Annotated in this window: 13 protein-coding genes; 3 read left to right on the top strand and 10 right to left on the bottom strand. The window is 34.4% G+C overall.

Annotated elements, in window-relative coordinates; all coding sequences use genetic code 11:
* Window positions 1-7: 7 nt before the first annotated feature.
* From NHE85_RS12325 to NHE85_RS12355, 7 genes are all read right to left on the bottom strand, one after another.
* Window positions 8-772: a family 16 glycosylhydrolase gene (locus tag NHE85_RS12325; protein ID WP_252812339.1), complete on the bottom strand. Its 765-nt coding sequence runs from the start codon at window positions 770-772 to the stop codon at window positions 8-10.
* A gap of 7 nt (window positions 773-779) precedes the next feature.
* Window positions 780-3077, bottom strand: coding sequence for a beta-glucosidase BglX (gene bglX, locus NHE85_RS12330; RefSeq protein WP_252812340.1), 2298 nt, complete (start codon window positions 3075-3077; stop codon window positions 780-782).
* Between the two features lie 96 nt (window positions 3078-3173).
* Entirely contained in the window at window positions 3174-4814 is a 1641-nt protein-coding gene (locus tag NHE85_RS12335; protein WP_252812341.1) for a family 16 glycosylhydrolase, read from the bottom strand.
* A gap of 2 nt (window positions 4815-4816) precedes the next feature.
* The gene (locus tag NHE85_RS12340) at window positions 4817-6373 is read right to left on the bottom strand and encodes a hypothetical protein (RefSeq protein ID WP_252812342.1); all 1557 of its coding nucleotides are present in this window, start codon (window positions 6371-6373) and stop codon (window positions 4817-4819) included.
* A gap of 12 nt (window positions 6374-6385) precedes the next feature.
* Window positions 6386-7885 (bottom strand): RagB/SusD family nutrient uptake outer membrane protein, encoded by a 1500-nt coding sequence (locus NHE85_RS12345; protein ID WP_252812343.1) that lies wholly within the window; start codon window positions 7883-7885, stop codon window positions 6386-6388.
* Between the two features lie 4 nt (window positions 7886-7889).
* On the bottom strand, window positions 7890-10955 hold the full coding sequence (locus tag NHE85_RS12350) for a TonB-dependent receptor (protein WP_252812344.1): 3066 nt from the start codon (window positions 10953-10955) through the stop codon (window positions 7890-7892).
* A 242-nt stretch (window positions 10956-11197) separates the two neighbouring features.
* Window positions 11198-14002: a triple tyrosine motif-containing protein gene (locus tag NHE85_RS12355; RefSeq protein WP_308219358.1), complete on the bottom strand. Its 2805-nt coding sequence runs from the start codon at window positions 14000-14002 to the stop codon at window positions 11198-11200.
* A gap of 362 nt (window positions 14003-14364) precedes the next feature.
* Between NHE85_RS12355 and NHE85_RS12360 the strand changes: the two genes are divergently transcribed.
* Window positions 14365-14901, top strand: coding sequence for a hypothetical protein (locus tag NHE85_RS12360; protein ID WP_252812345.1), 537 nt, complete (start codon window positions 14365-14367; stop codon window positions 14899-14901).
* 54 nt (window positions 14902-14955) lie between these two features.
* Here NHE85_RS12360 and NHE85_RS12365 read toward each other — a convergent pair whose 3' ends face one another.
* The 3 genes from NHE85_RS12365 to NHE85_RS12375 form a co-directional block, all read right to left on the bottom strand.
* Complete coding sequence (locus tag NHE85_RS12365) at window positions 14956-15231, bottom strand: ATP-dependent Clp protease adaptor ClpS (RefSeq protein ID WP_252812346.1); 276 nt, start codon at window positions 15229-15231, stop codon at window positions 14956-14958.
* 23 nt (window positions 15232-15254) lie between these two features.
* The gene (prmA, locus tag NHE85_RS12370) at window positions 15255-16088 is read right to left on the bottom strand and encodes a 50S ribosomal protein L11 methyltransferase (protein ID WP_252812348.1); all 834 of its coding nucleotides are present in this window, start codon (window positions 16086-16088) and stop codon (window positions 15255-15257) included.
* An 81-nt stretch (window positions 16089-16169) separates the two neighbouring features.
* Entirely contained in the window at window positions 16170-17393 is a 1224-nt protein-coding gene (locus NHE85_RS12375) for a porin (protein ID WP_252812349.1), read from the bottom strand.
* 459 nt (window positions 17394-17852) lie between these two features.
* Between NHE85_RS12375 and NHE85_RS12380 the strand changes: the two genes are divergently transcribed.
* Together NHE85_RS12380 and NHE85_RS12385 are read left to right on the top strand one after the other, a co-directional pair.
* Window positions 17853-18575, top strand: a complete 723-nt coding sequence (locus tag NHE85_RS12380; RefSeq protein ID WP_252812351.1) for a hypothetical protein — start codon at window positions 17853-17855, stop codon at window positions 18573-18575.
* A gap of 33 nt (window positions 18576-18608) precedes the next feature.
* Window positions 18609-19079, top strand: a complete 471-nt coding sequence (locus tag NHE85_RS12385) for a hypothetical protein (RefSeq protein WP_252812352.1) — start codon at window positions 18609-18611, stop codon at window positions 19077-19079.
* Window positions 19080-19239: the final 160 nt, after the last annotated feature.

Raw genomic sequence — 19239 nt, forward strand, 5'->3', positions numbered from 1 at the left:
AGCAATTCTAATTAGAATATACTTTAACATAATCAACAATAAATTCCTGAGGGAATATACTGTCATCTACTTTTGGTCCACCAAAATTGCCTCCTACAGCTGTATTTATTATAAAGTAAAACGGCTGGTTAAAAGGCCATATTTCTTCTGTTTTATTTTCAGGCATAAATTTGTAAACTGATTTGCCATCTACATAAAATTCAATAAAATCAGCGGTCCAGTTAGCACCATAAGTATGATAGCCTTCTTCTATATCAGTGAATTCAGTTTTCTTAGAACTCGCATGATCGCCATGATTAGCTTTGGTATGCAGCGTTGTATAAACCATATCAGGTTCTTTACCAACATATTCCAGTATGTCTATTTCACCTGCTAAAGGCCAGCCAGCCTGTATGATATTTGAACCCAGCATCCAGAAAGCAGGCCATATTCCATAACCTACAGGCAGTTTTGCTCTGGCTTCCATGTAACCATATTTAAACTCTTTTTTTCCTGCCGTAGTAATACGGGTAGATGTATATTTATCATCCTCTTTTTTTATGGTAATTATTAGCTTACCATCTTCCAGCCTGTGATTTTTAGTGGTATATATCTGACGTTCATTATTACCCCAGCCACAAACATTGGGGCAGCCATCGCCCAATTCATAATTCCAAACAGATTCGTTGAGGGTTTTACTGTCAAAGTTTTCCTCCCATAATAATTTTCCCTTTTTTACTTGTGCTGAACAAACTGTAGCGGCAAGCAATAGTACTACATATATTTTTTTCATTGTATTTTTATTTTGTATAGCTAAAAGGGGCTTCAAGTTTTGTAATAGAACTTCCGCCTACAAATACTTTAAAATCACCAGCTTCTGTTTCCCATTTTTTATTGGCGGTATAAAATTCAATAGTTTTTTCATCAATAGTAAAAGTTACAGTTTTAACCTCTCCGGCTTTTATTTCTGTAAGCTCAAAACCTTTAAGTTCTTTTACCGGCCTGGTTACAGAACCTATAAGGTCTCTTATATATAGCTGTACCACTTCTTTACCATCAATTTTACTTGTATTTTTTACATCTACGCTAACTCTTATTTGACCATTCTGTGCAAATGTATTGGTGCTAAGTTTTAGGTTTGAATATTCAAACGTCGAGTAGCTCAATCCATATCCAAAAGGATAAACAGGATTATTGTCAATATCTGTATAATGTGACCAAAACACACTTTCGGTGGGTGATTCTCCACCCGGCCTTCCGGTACTTTTATGGTTATAATATAAGGGAAGCTGGCCAATCGCTTTTGGAAAACACATTGGTAATTTACCACTTGGGTTATAATCGCCATATAAAACCTGCGCAATAGCGTTTCCGCTTTCTGTGCCTAAATGCCATGCTTCTACAATTGCCGGTATATTTTGCGCTGCCCATGGTATAATAAGCGGCCTTCCGTTGGTAAGAACAAGTACAATATTAGGATTAGCCTTATAAACTGTTTCAAGTAATTCCTGCTGAACTCCAGGTAAACCTAATTCAGCACGGCTACGGCCTTCGCCGGTTTGTAAACCATGCTCCCCTAAAACCATAATTACCACATCAGCATTTTTTGCTGTGTTTACGGCTTCTGTAAAACCGCTTTTATCGGTCATGTTTATTTTGGTTTCAACAGTAAATGTTGGTTCGCCAATAACTACATCAGCACCTTTGGCATAAGTTATCTGGTTTCCTTTGTACGCATTAAGCCCTTCTAAAACAGATACGGCTGTATTATCATCAGCACCAATTCTCCAGCTTCCTAACGGACTTGTTTTGTCGTTCGCCAAAGCACCAATTACAGCTATTCTTTGGCCTTCTTTTTTTAATGGAAGAAGATTGTTATTGTTTTTAAGTAGTACGATTGACTTTTTTGCAACATCAAGTACTCCCTCATGAAATTCTTTTTTTCCAACTGTAGCAGCTTCTCTTGCCTCGTCACAGTATTTATAAGGATTGTCAAATAATCCTAATTCAAATTTGACTCTTAAAATACGGCGAACAGCATCGTTTATTTTATCTTCAGACACTTTCCCCTCGCGCACCAAAGCTGCAAGATGCTCCACATATCCCGACGATTCCATATCCATGTCACTGCCTGCATTAGCAGCCTGCTCTGCGGCCTGCTTTAAATCTTTTGAATAGCCATGAGCTACCATTTCACCCATTGATCCCCAGTCGGAAACTACAAAACCCTGAAAATTCCAGTCTTTTTTAAGTATATCCCTTTGAAGATAGGCATTACCGGTTGCAGGAATACCGTCAAGCTCATTAAAGGAGTTCATAAAGGTTAATGCTCCTGCCTCTGCTGCTGCTTTAAACGGAGGAAGAATAATGTTATGTAATGTATTGTGGCTTACATCAACAGTATTATAGTCTTTACCTGCTTCGGCAAAAGAATAACCTGCAAAATGCTTAACACAGGCTGCAAGGTTAAATTCGCCTAAATTGCCCTGAAAACCTTTTACTCTTGCTGCAGCAATTACGCTGTTAAGATAAGGGTCTTCTCCGGCACCTTCCATAACACGGCCCCATCGTGCATCTCTTGATACATCTACCATGGGTGCAAAAGTCCAGTTTAGTCCGGATGCTGCCGATTCTGCTGCTGCAATTTCTGCTGATTTTTTTATAGCTTCCAAATCCCAGCTTGCGGCTTCCGCAAGGGGTATAGGGCTGATAGTTTTATAACCGTGAATAACATCATAGCCAAAAATTACCGGAATACCTAGTCTTGTTTCCTCCACTGCAATTTTTTGCAGTGCTTTTACATCTTTTACACCTTTTACATTAAGCATGGAGCCTACCCATCCTTTTTTAAGATGTTCATATTTTTTTGCGGCTGAACCATCTTTTGGTACAGGGCCGGTTACATTCCAGAAACCGTTGTACTGATTCATCTGACCCACTTTTTCTTCAAGGGTCATGAGGCTTAATAATGAATCTACTTTACAATCTATGGACGAAATGTTTTTTGTTGATGATGTTATATCCTGTTTAGCAGTACTACAGCTAATTGCAAGCACAATTAGTGCAGGCAGGATATATTTTGGTAAATTATATTTCATTATAATTTTTTGAAGATCTAATAGGAGAGAGCCCTGCTATTGCAGGACTCTGATCCATTAGAGAATAGTGAATTTATATAGAATAGATGTAAAATATTATTGGTAAACCTTTACATAATCTACTTCCATTGTAGAAGATACAAAGCCGGGAGCAATTGTTCCTCCAAGATTGCCACCCATGGCAACGTTTAATATTAGGAAGAAGTTAGCATTAAAAGGTGTAGAAGCTGTGTTATCGAATGTATGGAATTTTGTACCATCTACATAGAAATTAATCTTTGTATCACTCCATATTACACTATAAACATGGAAATCTTCTGATGCACCTTCAACTGTAGTTGAGCCGCTTATACCATTTCCGCCAAAGTTTCCCGGAAGGTGCAATGTTCCCATTACATGGTCCTGATTATTTCCAATATGCTCCATAATATCTATTTCACCACATGCTGGCCACGGATTAGTTGAATAATTAGCTCCCAACATCCAAAGTGCAGGCCATGTACCACTGCCGGTTGGCAGTTTGGCTCTTATTTCTACTTTTCCATATTTAAAGTCATATAAACCTTCAGTTTTTAAGCGTGCAGAAGTATATTCTTTACCACCAAAAGTTTCTGCTTTTGCAGTAATTTTAAGCGAACCGCCTTCTACAACTGCATTTTCTGCTCTGTAATATTGTTGTTCATTATTACCCCAGCCATTATCTCCAATACCTAAGTCATAAGTCCATTTAGAGGCATCCGGAGCTCCGTTAACATTAAAGTCATCAGACCATACAAGATTAGTAAAATCAGGATCGGAAGGAGCAGAGGCGTTAGGGTCTGTAGTTGTAAAGATGTGATACCATGCTAAAGCAGGGTTACCACCCATTACAGCTCTTACCTGCATTTCAGTATCTGTAATTTTTAATATTTCGTAGGTTGAAGTACCTATATAATAACCCATAAAACCGCCATCACTAAAATTCATTTCTGTACCTCTTTTTTTGTCGGCAGGTACAACTGAACCTGATGGCCCAAGTGTTACGGTTTTTATTCCTGAAGTATCATAAGGCAGACATTGATCATCAGGGGCAGTACTTCCGCCCACACTATTGAATGAAGCATTAAAGAAAACACTTCCGTCTGTATCAAGTTTATACCTTATAGCTTCACCATCTAATGTGAAAACAAGTTTTTCTTTATAAAAACAACTTGCAGCACCACTAGATTTTTCAAAAGGTGCAGCAGCATAGTATTGTGGCACATAACCATTATCTGAAGCATCATTAGGACCTACTCCAAGGTGGCCTTGTTTAGCCGCTGCCCAATACCATGTTTTTGTAGAACCTCCTGTTAAAAACTGTACTGCTTCCGGATCAGAAAAATCACTAAATACAGTTACTTCAATGGAAGCTGTTGTAGAATTTCCGCCTGTACCATATGCAACAGCAGTTACAGTATAGGTATTAATGCCGTTTTTTGTGAACTGTTTGGTATATTCACCACTAGGTGCATTTGCTTCTGTTTCATCACTAAAGAAAAACTTATAACTTGTCGCATTATCTGCTGTAGCTTTAAGTATAACTTTTCCTGAACCGTCGCCATCCGGATGCTCGGCATCAACACCTACAATTGTATAAGAAATGTCAAGATTTGTAGGAGTAACTAAGCCACCAAATGTTTTATCATCTTCCTGGCAGCTGCTTACAAGTATAAGCAGCATCAGGAATTTTGCTATATTTTTTAAATTCTTTTTCATAATTAATCAGCTTGTGTTATATCGTCAAAGTAATAAGTTGTACCAGTACCTGAAACGTTAAAGTCGCAGAATAAAACTACATTTTGATAGTTAATTGTAGTACTAATGTCACTAAAATCAAACGTAAGTTCTTCCCAGGCGTTAGCTACTGTTGTGAGCGCACTCTTTTCTATTGAAGTTCCATCTACATTAGGAATACTCTCAAATTTTAAAAGAATTGTTTTTCCAACAGCAGGAGACCATACTTTAATTTTTATTTTCTTTTGTACGGTAAAGTCTATTACGTCATCAAGAGGCATAGCTACGCCTGCATAAATACCTGCTCCATTAGTTTTGATAAATTCAACTACATTTCCACTGGTATTAATTCCTTCCGGGTGCGGATTGGCTATCTTCTGAACTGCTGAGCCTTCAAAAGTATTAAATGTGTAATCTAAAGAAGATGTCTCAAAAGTCAGGGGAAGTACAATTGCATTTTCACCTGCTGATTGAGAAATATCATCAAAATAATAAGTATCTCCGGTACCCGGGCTACCTGCATTAAAGAAAAATACAAGTTTAGAATATTCCTGATCCATATTAGCTCCTGAAAAATCATATACTAATTCTTCCCACTGGTTGCTTACAGATGTTACTCTGTCAACCTCATAACTCTGATTACCATCGTTCAGATTTTCAACTTTCAGTTTAACAATAATTCCGGCTTGTGGCGACCATACTTTTACTTTTATATTAGTTAAAGAAGAAAGATCAAGCGGGCTATCAAGTGTTAAAAGACCTCCTGTCCATGTACCTCCGGCAGCAGGAGTCATAAAAGCAACTTTATCGCTTGTATTTATGCCAGATGCATCAGGATTATCAATTACACCTGCGGTTGCCCCATTAAAGTTTGTGAATTCATAATTTAATGTTGGGTTTTCAAAATTTATTGGAAGCAATAGCGGATTTGTTATTGTAACATTCTGAGTGTATTCAGTTGTTGCAGCTCCGCCACTGTAAGCTACCACTTTTACTTCATAAGTACCTATTGCTGCATAAGTATGCATAATAGTTTCACCTTCATTAAACTGTACAGGTTCTTCATCTTCGCTTTCTCCAAACCATACTTCAAAAAAGGCTTCAAGATCTGCCTTGGCACTTACGTTTATAGATAAAGGATCACCTACTACAGGAGCTATAGTTACCTGAAGATTTTCCGGTGCTACAAATGATACTGCTAAATCGTGAATATATTCTGCGGTTTTACCATTGACAGATTTACCAACAATTTTCACAGAGTAATTACCTTCAGCATAAGTATGGCTTATGGTTTTACCTGCAAGAACAATTCCTGGTTCTTCGGTAGTATCGCCATAATATACCTCATAACTGCCTACGCCTTCGCCTCGTGGGGCAATAGTTACTAACCCTGTATTATCCTGAGTTATGGTAAATAATGCAGAAATATTAGAAGGAGCAGGGCCATTAGCCACATCATCAAGGCTGTCATTTTCATCTACAGTACAACTAAACATTACTGTAGCAAGAACAAACGTGATTAATATTTTAAAATTTCTCATATTTTTAATTAATTAATAGTTAGGATTTTGTTCCCAGTTTCCGTTTGAAAATTTAATTTCTTCAATAGGAATAGGGAAAAGGTTATTTTTGCCTTCAACATATCCCGGAATTTTACCTTCTGCCTGTTTTGTTCTCACAAGATCAAAGAATCGGTGACCTTCACCCAGTAACTCTCTTCTTCTTTCATCCAGAATATCCTGCGTTAACTGAGGACCTGTAGAAGTAATATCGTGGTTTTCATCTCCAAAAGCCCTTCTTCTTACCTCATTTACATATTCCTGTGCTTTAGTAGGGTTGTTAGTATGGCTAAATGCTTCCGCAGCCATTAGCAACACATCTGCATATCGTATAGCACGATAGTTATTAGGATTGGTAAGATTAAGGTCACCTGCTGCCTGAGCGCTTCTTTTTCTAGGGATATATTTTCTGTTAAAAAGTTTAGTATCCTTATAGCCAGGTGTATATGTGGCTCCTGTTTGCGCACCCCATTCGGTCATATTAAGAATGGTAATATCTTTACGTATATCACCATCTTCATAAATTGTAAGTGACTCCTGAGTAGGAACATTAAAACTAAAACCTGAAGTAAACAAAGGTCCGTCATAACTTCTTGGTCCGCTAAAACCTACAGCTACATTTCCTTCACTACATTGAAGGCAGCCAAATCCAGCTCCTTCAACATCAGTATATTGAACTTCAAATACAGATTCAATGCCATTTTCGCCAATTTCTTCAAAAAGATTACTGTACTGATCTTTTGATTCTGTATTAGAATCTTTAGTCAAACGATACATACCACTATTAATCACATTGTCAAGCATAGGGCCTGCAAGATCAAATTTTTCCTGATACAGGTAAACTTTTCCTAACAATGCCTGTGCGGCACCTTTTGTTACTCTTCCTATCTGCGGTGCAGTAGGAGAAAGGTCTTCAATAGCCAGTTTTAAATCATTTTCTATAGCAGCATATACATCCTCTTTTTTAGATCTTGGTATTGTAAGTTCATCACCTAATTCAAATCTGGCATCACCTTTCATTGGTATTCCACCAAACCATTTTACTAACTCAAATTGATAATAAGCACGAAGAAAACGTGCTTCTGCAATAATTTGTGCTTTACCTTCAAATTCTGTTTTATCTTTAAATTCAAGAATATAACTGGCTCTGTTTACACCGGCAAACATCCATCCCCAAACATCATTAAGATTTGAGTTTACAGGGGTATGTATCATTTCATCAATTTGCTGCCAGCCGATAACGTCATTAGCATCTCCGCCACCGGATAAAGTATTATCAGAAGCAATCTCACCAAGTATAACATTTACGTAGGTAGATTGTAAAATGTCATAAGCAGCTACAAGAGCTTTATAATATTCTTCTTCAGAATTAAAATAATTGTCTGACCCTATAGCATATACAACATCTCTTTCTACAAAATCATCACTACACGATACAGATATTGTTGCTATTATACTGAAAGCCATTATGGCTGTTATTATTTTTCTTTTCATTTTTTTAGAAATTAAGATTTAAACCTAACATATATGTTCTTGGAACCGGATAGAAACCAAAATCGATTCCGGAAGATAGGGGAGCATTGTTAGTTGCACCCGGGTCAAATCCTCTGTATTTGGTAAAAGTGTACAGGTTATTAACTCCTGCATATAATCTTACTTTTGTTATGCCTACTTTTTTAAGAAGATCTTCATTCAATGAATATCCTAACTGTACATTTTGTATTCTTAAATAAGAAGCATCTTCTACAAAGTAATCAGAGAAAATATTATTAGCTGTAGCTCCTGTAGTTACTCTTGGAACAGTATTGCTTGTACCTTCACCATGCCATCTGTCTAATGTATAATTAGATCTGTTAGCGTCAGTTACAGTTCTTTCATAATTTCTTACCATATCATTCCCTATAGATGCAAATGTGTAAGCTGCAAAATCCCAGCCTTTATAATTTAACTGTAAATTAAAGCCCATTGTTGCATCAGGTATAGCATCACCTATATTGGTTCTGTCGGCAGCAGTTATCTGTCCATCGCCATTAACATCTTTATATCTTATGTCACCCGGTTGTGCAACAGCTCCTAAAGCCTGTTGTGAAGGATGGGCATCAACTTCAGCCTGATTCTGAAATATACCATCTGTTTTATAACCATAAAAATATCCAAGCGGCTGACCTTCTTCCATTCTGGTTATAGCCGGTTGCCCAACTCCAAAACTTCCACCTTCGTAATATCCTGTACCATTATTAACCTCTGTTACTTCATTTTTAAGGAATGTAACATTGTAACTTGCACTAATACTAAAGTTTTCGGTAATTCTGTCTTTATAAGTAAGCGCAAGTTCAAGTCCTGAATTACGTACTGTACCGGCATTAATAGTAGGGTTTTGCCCTCCTGGGCCATAAGTACCGATAATTCTAGAGATAGGAATACCCGGTATTAAAAGATTTGCTCTTGTATCAATAAAATAATCTGCGTTAAGTTCAAGTTTGTCATTAATAAATCTTAAATCTGTACCAACGTCAAATTTTCTCGCTTCTTCCCATTTAACATTAGGGTTTGCAAGTGTTCCAGTAGCAGACCCTATAACTATTTGGTTATCGAAAACATACGTACCTTCACCATTCATTAAGCCTACATATTGATTTGAACTAATATTATCACTTCCTAAAACACCATAACTGGCTCTAAGTTTAGCAAATGTTACTGCTTTAGACTGTCCATAAAAAGGCTCGTCTGATATTAACCATCCACCTGTTACTGATGGAAAGTAAGCTACACGGTTAGCAGGCCCAAATTTTGTAGAAGAATCTCTTCTTATCATTCCTGAAAGCAAATATCTTCCTTTATAATCGTATTGCAGACGTGCAAAATAAGAAAGCCTTCTTTCATCATAACCATATGAGCCTACAGATTTGGATGCTGAAAGCCCATTTGCAAGGTTAATATCGGCAAATTCCCAAGAATTGTTTGGTACATCAAATCCGGTTGCATATAGCCCTTCACCCCATGTTTTAAAGCTGGTCATACCAACAGTAAATGTAAAGTTATGAGCTTCATTAAGTGACTTTTTGTAAGTAGCATACATGTCATATGTATAGCTGTTATCCTGAAAAGAGTTCTGGTTTACACTGCTTCTTACATTATCAAACACTTTACCGCCATAAGAAATTTGTTTATTAAAAATTCTTTCTCTGGCATTTTGTGTACTAAAACCAATGCGGCTAGTTACAACAAGATCTTTAATTAGTTCATAGTCAAGTCCAAAAGTACCATTGAGCTTTTTGAAATTGTACTCGTTAAAAGTATTAGAGATTTGAGCAAGCGGATTAATTATTTCATTACCAAGGTTACTTCCCGGGTTAGCGTTACCTATAGGTAAAACCGTATAATCTCCGTTAGCATCACGTGGTGTATAAATTGCAGGTGTATTAATCGCATTAAATAGTACTGAACCTAAAACATTCTCATTAAAAGATCTTCTGTTGAAAGTTGTATAAATAACGTTTGTATTAAGTTTTAATTTATCTGTAAGATCGCTGTTAAGGGCTATTCTGGCAGTATTTCTTAAAAAATTAGATTTATAACCTCCAATAATACCTCCCTGATCCACATGAGAGCCACTAACACTATATGTTGTTTTCTCACCACCTCCGGATATACTTGCATCATGGCTTATAATAGGCACTCCTTTATCAAATACCTCATTCTGCCAGTTTGTGCCTTTGCCTAATCCTGAAACATCAGGGAAGGGAATGTTTTTACCACCATTAGCGTAACTTTCATTCAGCATTAATGCATATTCTGTAGCATTAAGCAGGTTCATTTTTTTAGATGTCTCCTGAAATCCTGTATAAGTATTATAAGAGAAAGTGGTTTTACTGTTTTTTCTACCTTTTTTGGTTGTTACTAAAATAACGCCATTGGCACCAATAGTACCATAAATGGCTGCCTGTGCATCTTTAAGTACGGTAATACTTTCAATATCATTAGGATTCATAAGTCCTAAATCTGCAGTATTGTTTAAAACGTTACCATCTACTATAACGGTAGGATCCGGATTACCATTTGTACCGATACCCCTTATACGTATTGTAAGATTTGCACCAGGAGCTCCCGACTGAGTAGTGACATTTACACCGGACACAGTACCCTGTAAAGCCTGTTCTACTTTAACGGGTTTTAATTGTTCTAATGTTTTACTGTCTACAGTGCTCACAGCACCAGTAACCTCTTTTTTCTTCTGGCTGCCATAGCCAATAACCACAACCTCGTCAAGGGTTTTGGCATCTTCCTGAAGGCTGGCGTTTACATTTGGGCCTGTAACGCTTAATTCAAGAGGTTTAAATCCAATAAAGGTAAAAACAAGTGTAGCACCCTTAGGAGCTAAAATGGTATAATTACCATCCATGTCTGTTACTGTTCCTACCGTTGAATTTTTTACAGTGACATTAACACCGGGCATAGGTAATCCGGTTGCCACTTCGTTTACTTTTCCGCTAACTTCTATATTTTGGGCAAACCCAAAAGTTGAAATCAACAAAAAGGCAATCAAGAATAGTTTTGACTTCATATAAAATTGTTTTTTGTGATTATATAAAATTAAATCACAATTATTTAAACAGAATAAAATTAACCTCTACAAAATATATACATTTCGAAATTATTTCTGTTTTTATACAATTTTTTTGAATAAAACCACTGTTAGCAGCAATTTAGATTTTTAGAAGTGTTAATAAGATAGTTACGAAAACCTTGTAAATCCGTAGTTTGTTGTGGTAATGTATAGGTAAAAATTAACTTTGATGTAGTTTGCTAAATAGAAAGAATATACTCAACAAGTCCTAATTCATGGGATAGCTCCATTTTTTTTCGCAAACGATATCGTTTTATCTCTACACTCCTGACTGATATATTTAATAAAGGAGCTATTTCCTTAGAAGAAAGGTTAAGGCGTAAATAGGCACATAACCTTAAATCGTTTGGTGTGAGTAACGGATGTTCTTTTTTTACTTTTTTAAGAAAGTCTTTATCAGCATTATTAAATGCTTCTTTAAACATATCCCAGGTGTCATCCTCATTAATATTTTTATTTATAGTTGTAATGACAGATTTTACGCTTCTTTCATTGCCTTCAGATGTTTTCTTGAGATCTTCCTTGATCATAGACAGTAATTCATTTTTCTTGATAAGATTCATTGTAGAAACTGCCAGTTCACGATTTTTGCTTTCAAAATCCTGTTCAAGTTGCTGATTTCTTATTTTCATAAGCTCCTGCTCATTTTCCAGTTCTTTTATTTCTAATAACCGGTTATTTTCTTCTATAAGCTTTTCTTTTTGCCTGTGGTAATAATTTTTATAGGTGCGGTTTATAAGATATGCTGCAATAATAGCCAGTATGAAATAAATTAAAAGAGCTGCATTAGTAAAATACCATGGTTTAAGAATAGTAAACTGATATTCTGCTGTATTTGAAGATATTGAATTTCCGGTTTTTGCACGCACCTTAAATACATAATTGCCCGGAGGTAAATTTTTAAAACTGGCCAAAGATTTTGTGTTCCATTCGCTCCATTCATCCTGCATGCCCTGTAGCAGGTATTGAAACTCAGCATTTACATATTTGCTGTATTCGGGTACCGTGAAACTAAAATTTAGATTGTTTTCTTTATATTTAAATTCGCCTTCCTTACTAATGGCTCTGGGTATCATATTCTCATTGAGCCTGTTTGTTGTAATATTAGTTATAATAACATTATATATATTAAAATTTAATTCATTAAGGTTTATTGTGTAATAGCCATCGGTAGTACCAACCAAATAAGTATTAGTAGATATTTGGGTAATGTTTTCAAATCCCAGCATTGAGTTTGTAAGCGAGGAAGGGATAGGGATAATATTATGCTTCAGCTCTGTATTTAATTTTCCAGATGAAAAATAATTAATATAGTCTTTTGTAAAAAACCATAATCTGTCAGAGCTATCAGCGGTAAGTTTGCCCGATGTATATTCATCCTTTACAAATACTTTTGAAAGCTCCGTCTGTTTTATAAATTCTTTGGTTTTTTTGTTTACTTTAAAAAAGCCGTCTTTAGAAGCGTAATAAATATCATTATTAAATTTGCTTAAACTCGCATTTTTTCCTTTTAAAGGTGACTTATAAGTAATAGATTTAACTGCTTTTGTAAAATCTTTATCTACTACAATTCTAAAAACTCCTTTGTATTCATGGCTTATATAAATATCATTATTACCTAAGGTTTCAAAATAGCGGCTGGAATAATCAAAACCTTTTATCCAGTTCCTGAACTTCCATCCGACAGCTGTTTTTTCCAGTACAGAGATGCCATGATAATTTCCCTGTAAAAGCAGATTAGGGTTATAAGGATGTTTCTCAAATTTCCAGGTTCCTGAAGCCGAGAATATCTGGTTTGCCGAAGTACCGTTAATGATATAAGTACCTGAGTCATGCCCGCAAAATAGAGTGCCATTATTATTGTATAATGACCAAACCTGCCCCTTTGTACCAGCTATAAATTTGAACTCATCATTTCCTATGTATTTTTTATAAAACAACCCCTGATTTGTACCAATGTACAATAAACCATTGTAAAGAATTGAGGTATATACAGTACCTAAAAAACCTGTATCATCTACAAAACTTCTTACAGCTGATTGCAGATTGATACAGTTTATTCCATTATCAAGGGCTACCCATAAATTTTTATCTTTATCTTCATATAATGATAAGGCTGTGTTATTGCTTAAACCTTTATTTTGGGTAATATGATATTTTATTTTACCGTCTTTATTAAGTATAAATATCCCATTTGACACAGATCCAAGTGCCAGGCTTCCGTCCTTAAGCATTTGTCCGCTATAAATACTACTATTTACAAGTTCTGCATCCGCATCAGTATTCCATTTCGAAATGAGTCCGTCTTTATATTCATAAATACCGTTAAACTGGGTTTGCAATAATAAATTCTCATTCCTGTCGTATATGTTTACAATTTTATTGTTTTTTATTACTGCATCATCTGAAACCAGTTTGCTTCCGCCATTTTCAATCTCAAAAAGTCCTGTACCAAAAGTTTGGTAAAGTATTTTATTATTTACCATAAAAACCTTATTTACACCGGTTTCTGGTTTTAAAATATTATATTCTTTAGATTTTGTATCATATATAAATATCTGACTTAACGACTGGAATATTATCCAGTGATCATATTGAACAATATTCCAAAACTGTTCATCATCAAGTATTTTGTTTTTTATTGATTTGCTAAGGGAATAATATTTCAATATTCCGTTTTCCTGCCTTTCCCAGTAACCAAACTCCATGTAGCATCCTGTGTATATCCTTTTATTAATAACCTTAACCGATCTTAGAATGGTTTCATTTGGAGATGGATATAGTTTCCATTCGGTCCCATTATATTCAAGCAGGCCTTCATTGTTGGCAAAATACATATATCTGTTGCTATCCTGAGATATCATCCAGCTCTGGTTGCCACCATTATAATTGCCGGCATTAAATTTTAAAATAGGAGGGAGTTCCTGAGCATTAATAAGCAATGTTGCTAATGCTATATATAGGCAGAATAGTTTTTTTATCAAGGTACTTTGAATTTTGATTAGAATGCTGTTACGAATATACAATTAGTACAAAAAACACTAAAATATGTTTATAAAAACTACTGTTATACTTATGCTCTTCAGAAAGTATTTTTTTCTTATTTAATGCATTTAATTCAATATTGTGTTCAATGTAGTTAAATTACATGTTAAATTAAAGGCTTATTTTATCATACACTAAAAATTATACAAATCCGCAATTATTCTTGAATTGCAGGTAATTACATAGATTTATTTTTATATGTACGTTAAAATAAAATTAAATGATTGTTTTTAAAAAAACATTAAGAATCCTCATTGTTAGATTTGCGGTACTAACATTCACTTAATTAAATTTTAAAAACATGAAAAAGATCAAATTTAACGTATTACTATGTTCGCTGGCAATTGCAGGATTAACTTTTACATCGTGTAGCGATGATGATAGTAACGGCACAAGCGATGATACGCGTATAGAGGGAACATACAATCTGGAAGAAGTAAATACTGCAGCTTCTACTGATTTTGACGAAGATGGAGATGCTCATATTAATCAGATGGAAGAGTCAAGCTGTTATAACAGCGGAAAAATAATATTAAATTCTGACAATACTTTTGAATATACTGTTGTTGGAATTTTGATAGATAACGGTGAAGCCGGTTGTGCTGAAAGTTATACTGTAAACGGTGTTTATACTGCAGAGCCTGCTTCAAATCCTAGCAATGCACTTATTACGCTTACTTATAGCAGAAATGGTGAGACCATAACACGCCAGTTTACTAAAATAGGAGATGAGCTTTCTTGGAATGATGATACAATACTTTCTGCTTATCCAGACAGAGATAGCGAAGGAACAGCAATAATGACTCCCGGAAGTGTTGAATATGTTTATGAGAGATAAGAAATAACGGGACTTATTAACCAAAAAGGATGCCATTGGCATCCTTTTTATTATTTATATTATTTCAGCACTTAAACCTGCTTCCAGCAATTGTATACACTGGGGCTTAAGATCTTTATATTCTCCCGTTTTAACGGTACACTTTCCATTATAATGAACAATAAGTGAACATTGTTCTGCCTGTTCTGCCGTGTGTCGGCAAACTCTTATTAGTGTATCTATAACATGGTCAAAAGTATTTACTTCATCATTATATAACACTATCTCATTGTTAGCTGTAATAACTTCTTCTAACAATAATTCTTCTAATACTTTTTCTTTGGTACTCATATTCAAATGCTTAATCTAAAATGCTAATTTACATATTTTAGCGAAACCCAATTATTCCTGCTTAATTTTTTTGCAAATGTAAGGCCTTTTTCAGTACACGATTTATTGATAGCTTCAATATCTTCTTCATAAAAACCGCTTAAAAGTAAAATACCTTCTTTGTTTAGACACTCTACATACTGCTGCATATCATTTAAAAGTATATTGCGGTTTATGTTAGCAATTATTACATCATATTTTTTATTTTTTAATAATTCGGCATCACCTTCATAAACAGTTATATTGCTACAGTTATTACGTTCTGCATTTTCTATAGAGTTTAGGTAGCACCAATTATCAATGTCAATAGCATCAATAGGCTTGGCGCCTCTCATTTCAGCAAGAATAGCTAAAATTGCAGTTCCGCAACCCATATCAAGAGTTTTTTTATTTTCCACATCAGTTTCCAATAGATGCTGGATCATCATAAAAGTGGTTTCATGATGTCCGGTGCCAAAACTCATTTTAGGCTCTATAACTATATCATATTTTACATCGGTCTTTTCATGAAAAGGAGCGCGCACTCTACAGGTGTTATCAACATCAATAGGCTCGAAATTTTTCTCCCATTCTTCATTCCAGTTTACCTGTTCGATCTCTTCAAAAGTATATTGAATATTAAATTCCGGAGATTCAAGTATTTGAATGTCTTTTAAAATGTCTTCTGCCCAGTATTGTTTCTGTATATAAGCAGAAATACCGTTTTCAGTTTCAATAAAACTTTCAAATGGGGTTTCGCCCAGTTCGGCAATAAGTATTTCAGATCCTAATTCTTTTGGATCAACTGTAAAATGATACCCTATATATATGTTTGACATTTTTTAATTTTTTGCAAAGGTAGTTATTAGCAGATAAAAAAACCGGGATTTAATTTCCCGGTTTAATCGTTTTTTCTTTTTTTAAAAGTTTACCTGAGCCTGAACTCTAAGGTTATTTCCTGTTTGGTGATTTTTTTGAAGCGCAAAATCTTCATATCTTCTGTTAGCAAAAACATATTCGGCTGTAAATTCAAAATGTTTATTCATTTGCCATTCTATCCCAAAATCAACCTGGTGAACGGTGTAGCTTCTTGCATCTGTTTCAAATTTCTTACCTCCTGAATAATATTGATACCTGGCATAAGGAAAGAAATATTGATTTTTAAAAGGAAGCCTGTAGTTTACTAAGGCATAACCTCCCTGTAAGCTTTGTACTCTTATAGATTGAGTAGCTTTATCAAATTCAGGGCCTTCACCTATGTTATACTCCACCTGAAAACCCAAAGGTTTAGGATATAAAATGAATGATGCACCTGCACGTCTGTCAGTATAATTTTTATCTGCATTTGTAATTACACCCGGTGTTAACTGGCTATCATACATAACATATTTACCTGTATAAGCCTGAATTCCCGGTTCTATGATCTGGCTACCTATTTTTATAGGATAAGAAGCCCTTGCAAAAATGTGCTGTTTCTTATTCATTTCCGGCCTATTGGCTGTTTGGCCGTTAACAATACCTATTCCTATTACACCATAATCTCCGGAACCTTTATAAATTGGATTTGATAACTCTCTGTATAGCTGGCGTATTTCTTTTGGAGCCCAATAAAACATAGCACCCAGGTCACGTTCAGTTAAAGAGGCACTGTTTATAGCGTCGCTACGATCAAGATTACCTCTTGTCTGGCTGGATTGTAGTATTTCAAAACCATAAGGTACTTTGCTTTGCCCTATTCTTACCCAAAATTCGTTGTCTTCATCTAAGCCTATATCAAAATAGGCATCACGAACCTGCGCGAAGTTTTGACTTGCAGGGCCGGCAGGACTAATTCCTGTAGCAACATCAGTTTCAAACTTAAAAAATACATTTTTGTATACCTGACCCGAAAGAACTATACGTGCTCTTTTTAAAGATACACCACCGTTACCTCCCCATCCATTATCACATTGTGCACAACCTAATTTTTCATTACTCATCACAATATTATTGTGCCTAACCTGCATGTAACCTCTTAGGTTTATGGTTTCATACCATTTTTTTACGGGTGTGGTAGTTTCGGTAGCAGTCTCAGTTTTTTCCTGAGCATAAGTTGTATAGCCAATCGCTAAAAATATGCTCAGCACAATCGTTCGTACGTTCATTATTTTTTTTCGGCAAAAATATTATGTTACCTCTGTCAGTGTGTTAACTTATGGTTAACAAGTTGTGTTCTTAACATTAAATCAAACATTTATAAATGTTTGAGTAACTTTTTAATAACATTGAATAATGTTTTTAAATTTAATGTATTGTATTTTAGATACTTAATTTTTAATGAATATAGTTTTTTATGAGTTAATAAATATATTATAATGTTTACTATCTTTACAAAAGATAGTATAACAAGGAATGAGAAAACCCTGCATAAGTGTAGGGTTTTTCATTTTATAAGGTATGTTTGGAGAGAGGTATGATTTAATAAATTGGAATTTTACTTATCTTGATGATTTTAGTAATTAAACATATGAAAAATGTTATAACGCTTTAATGGATATAATAGACGATGCAAAACAAGCAATTATTAATAATCCAAATGTTCATTTAATAATTTAATTTTTGATATGAGATTTTACAGAATACGACATAGCCTCAATACTAAAGTTACAGGGAAATATCCTCAAATTAAAGATGTTATTTATTCTGGAAATGTTTATAATAACCCTAAATTTATTAATGCATTACGTTTTAAAAAAATTGAGTTTGAACCAGAAGTACCTAAACCAATCTTAGATAATAAAGCTAAAAAAACAGATTTAATTGAAGCGCTTCCAACTGCTCCTTTTAATTTTCTTATTTCAGGTAAATTAAAAACAATATTGCAGGCTAATCGTAAAGAAGGCTTACAATTTTTTAAGAGTAGTGTTTATAAGGGAATTGAAGACACGGATTATTGGTTTTTGAATTTATATATTTTTAGTAATGAATATATTGATTACAAAAAATGTGTACTTATGTATAAAAAAAAGAAAAAGGAAAAATATGGAACAATTCCAATATCAATGAATTTTGAAAATAAAACTTTTTTTATTCTTGAGAAAGAAAAGGCAAAGATTAATATGGAGGCATTTTTTATTGAAAAATTGGCTTTACAAAATGTAGAAGAAAATTTTTTTGGAATTAATGATGTTGAAGGAGGAGTCGGTTTTTATGTATCCGAAAAACTTAAAAATGAAATTGAAGAAGCAGGATGTACAGGAATTGAGTTTCAACCATCAGAGTTATCATATAATGATTGGGTTGCTCGTGGAGGAGAAAGAGAAATAGTTTATGGTAGGTCATGGTAGTAAAATTGCCTAAAAATTTTTATATTTTATTATATGGGAGAAGATTTTTTAAAAGACTGGGTAGAGAGTGATCCTCAGCTTAATAATATTCTTATTGATATTGAAAATACTGATCTTTCCGCTGAGGAACAGGCAGAAACTATGTTTTTAAGAGTATCTGACCTTTATAATTTACCTAAAATGCCTGAAGATATAAACTATGATAATGAACTTGCTGTAGATGATGACTATGAATTAAATAGTGTTTTTATGGAATTAGGTTTGTTGAAAATTCTTTATCAAGGAGAAGATATAAGAACTTTGGTTTTATTAGCATTGTACTATGTAAGAAATAGAATTAATGTTAATACAGATGAAGTATTTAAGGTTATAAATAGTAATAGGCTAAAGGATGTTGGTATTGGTTTTAAAGGTTCAAATAGTTATGTTCAAACATTGATTATTTCACGAGGGAGTAAGAGCTGGACTGAGTTAGGGTGCATTGCTTTTATAAAACAAGCTTAACTTACATAAAAAATAACCCTGCATTAATGCAGGGTTATTTTTTATGTAAAATTGAAGGATATGTATTATTAGTGAATTTATTTTACTCAGCTTAAATAGTTTTATTCTAATAAAAGCACACAAAAATGTTATACAACAAAGAAGATGCACCTATATCGTT

Source organism: Flavobacterium sp. NRK1, assembly GCF_024054175.1.
Taxonomy (GTDB): Bacteria; Bacteroidota; Bacteroidia; order Flavobacteriales; family Flavobacteriaceae; genus Flavobacterium.

Excerpts from the sequence above, each read along its gene's own strand:
- NHE85_RS12340 (WP_252812342.1), bottom strand. The coding sequence starts at position 6,373 with ATGAGAAATTTTAAAATATTAATCACGTTTGTTCTTGCTACAGTAATG.
- NHE85_RS12360 (WP_252812345.1), top strand. The coding sequence starts at position 14,365 with ATGAAAAAGATCAAATTTAACGTATTACTATGTTCGCTGGCAATTGCA.
- NHE85_RS12345 (WP_252812343.1), bottom strand. The coding sequence starts at position 7,885 with ATGAAAAGAAAAATAATAACAGCCATAATGGCTTTCAGTATAATAGCA.
- prmA (WP_252812348.1), bottom strand. The coding sequence starts at position 16,088 with ATGTCAAACATATATATAGGGTATCATTTTACAGTTGATCCAAAAGAA.
- NHE85_RS12325 (WP_252812339.1), bottom strand. The coding sequence starts at position 772 with ATGAAAAAAATATATGTAGTACTATTGCTTGCCGCTACAGTTTGTTCA.
- bglX (WP_252812340.1), bottom strand. The coding sequence starts at position 3,077 with ATGAAATATAATTTACCAAAATATATCCTGCCTGCACTAATTGTGCTT.
- NHE85_RS12335 (WP_252812341.1), bottom strand. The coding sequence starts at position 4,814 with ATGAAAAAGAATTTAAAAAATATAGCAAAATTCCTGATGCTGCTTATA.
- NHE85_RS12385 (WP_252812352.1), top strand. The coding sequence starts at position 18,609 with ATGGGAGAAGATTTTTTAAAAGACTGGGTAGAGAGTGATCCTCAGCTT.
- NHE85_RS12380 (WP_252812351.1), top strand. The coding sequence starts at position 17,853 with ATGAGATTTTACAGAATACGACATAGCCTCAATACTAAAGTTACAGGG.
- NHE85_RS12350 (WP_252812344.1), bottom strand. The coding sequence starts at position 10,955 with ATGAAGTCAAAACTATTCTTGATTGCCTTTTTGTTGATTTCAACTTTT.
- NHE85_RS12365 (WP_252812346.1), bottom strand. The coding sequence starts at position 15,231 with ATGAGTACCAAAGAAAAAGTATTAGAAGAATTATTGTTAGAAGAAGTT.
- NHE85_RS12375 (WP_252812349.1), bottom strand. The coding sequence starts at position 17,393 with ATGAACGTACGAACGATTGTGCTGAGCATATTTTTAGCGATTGGCTAT.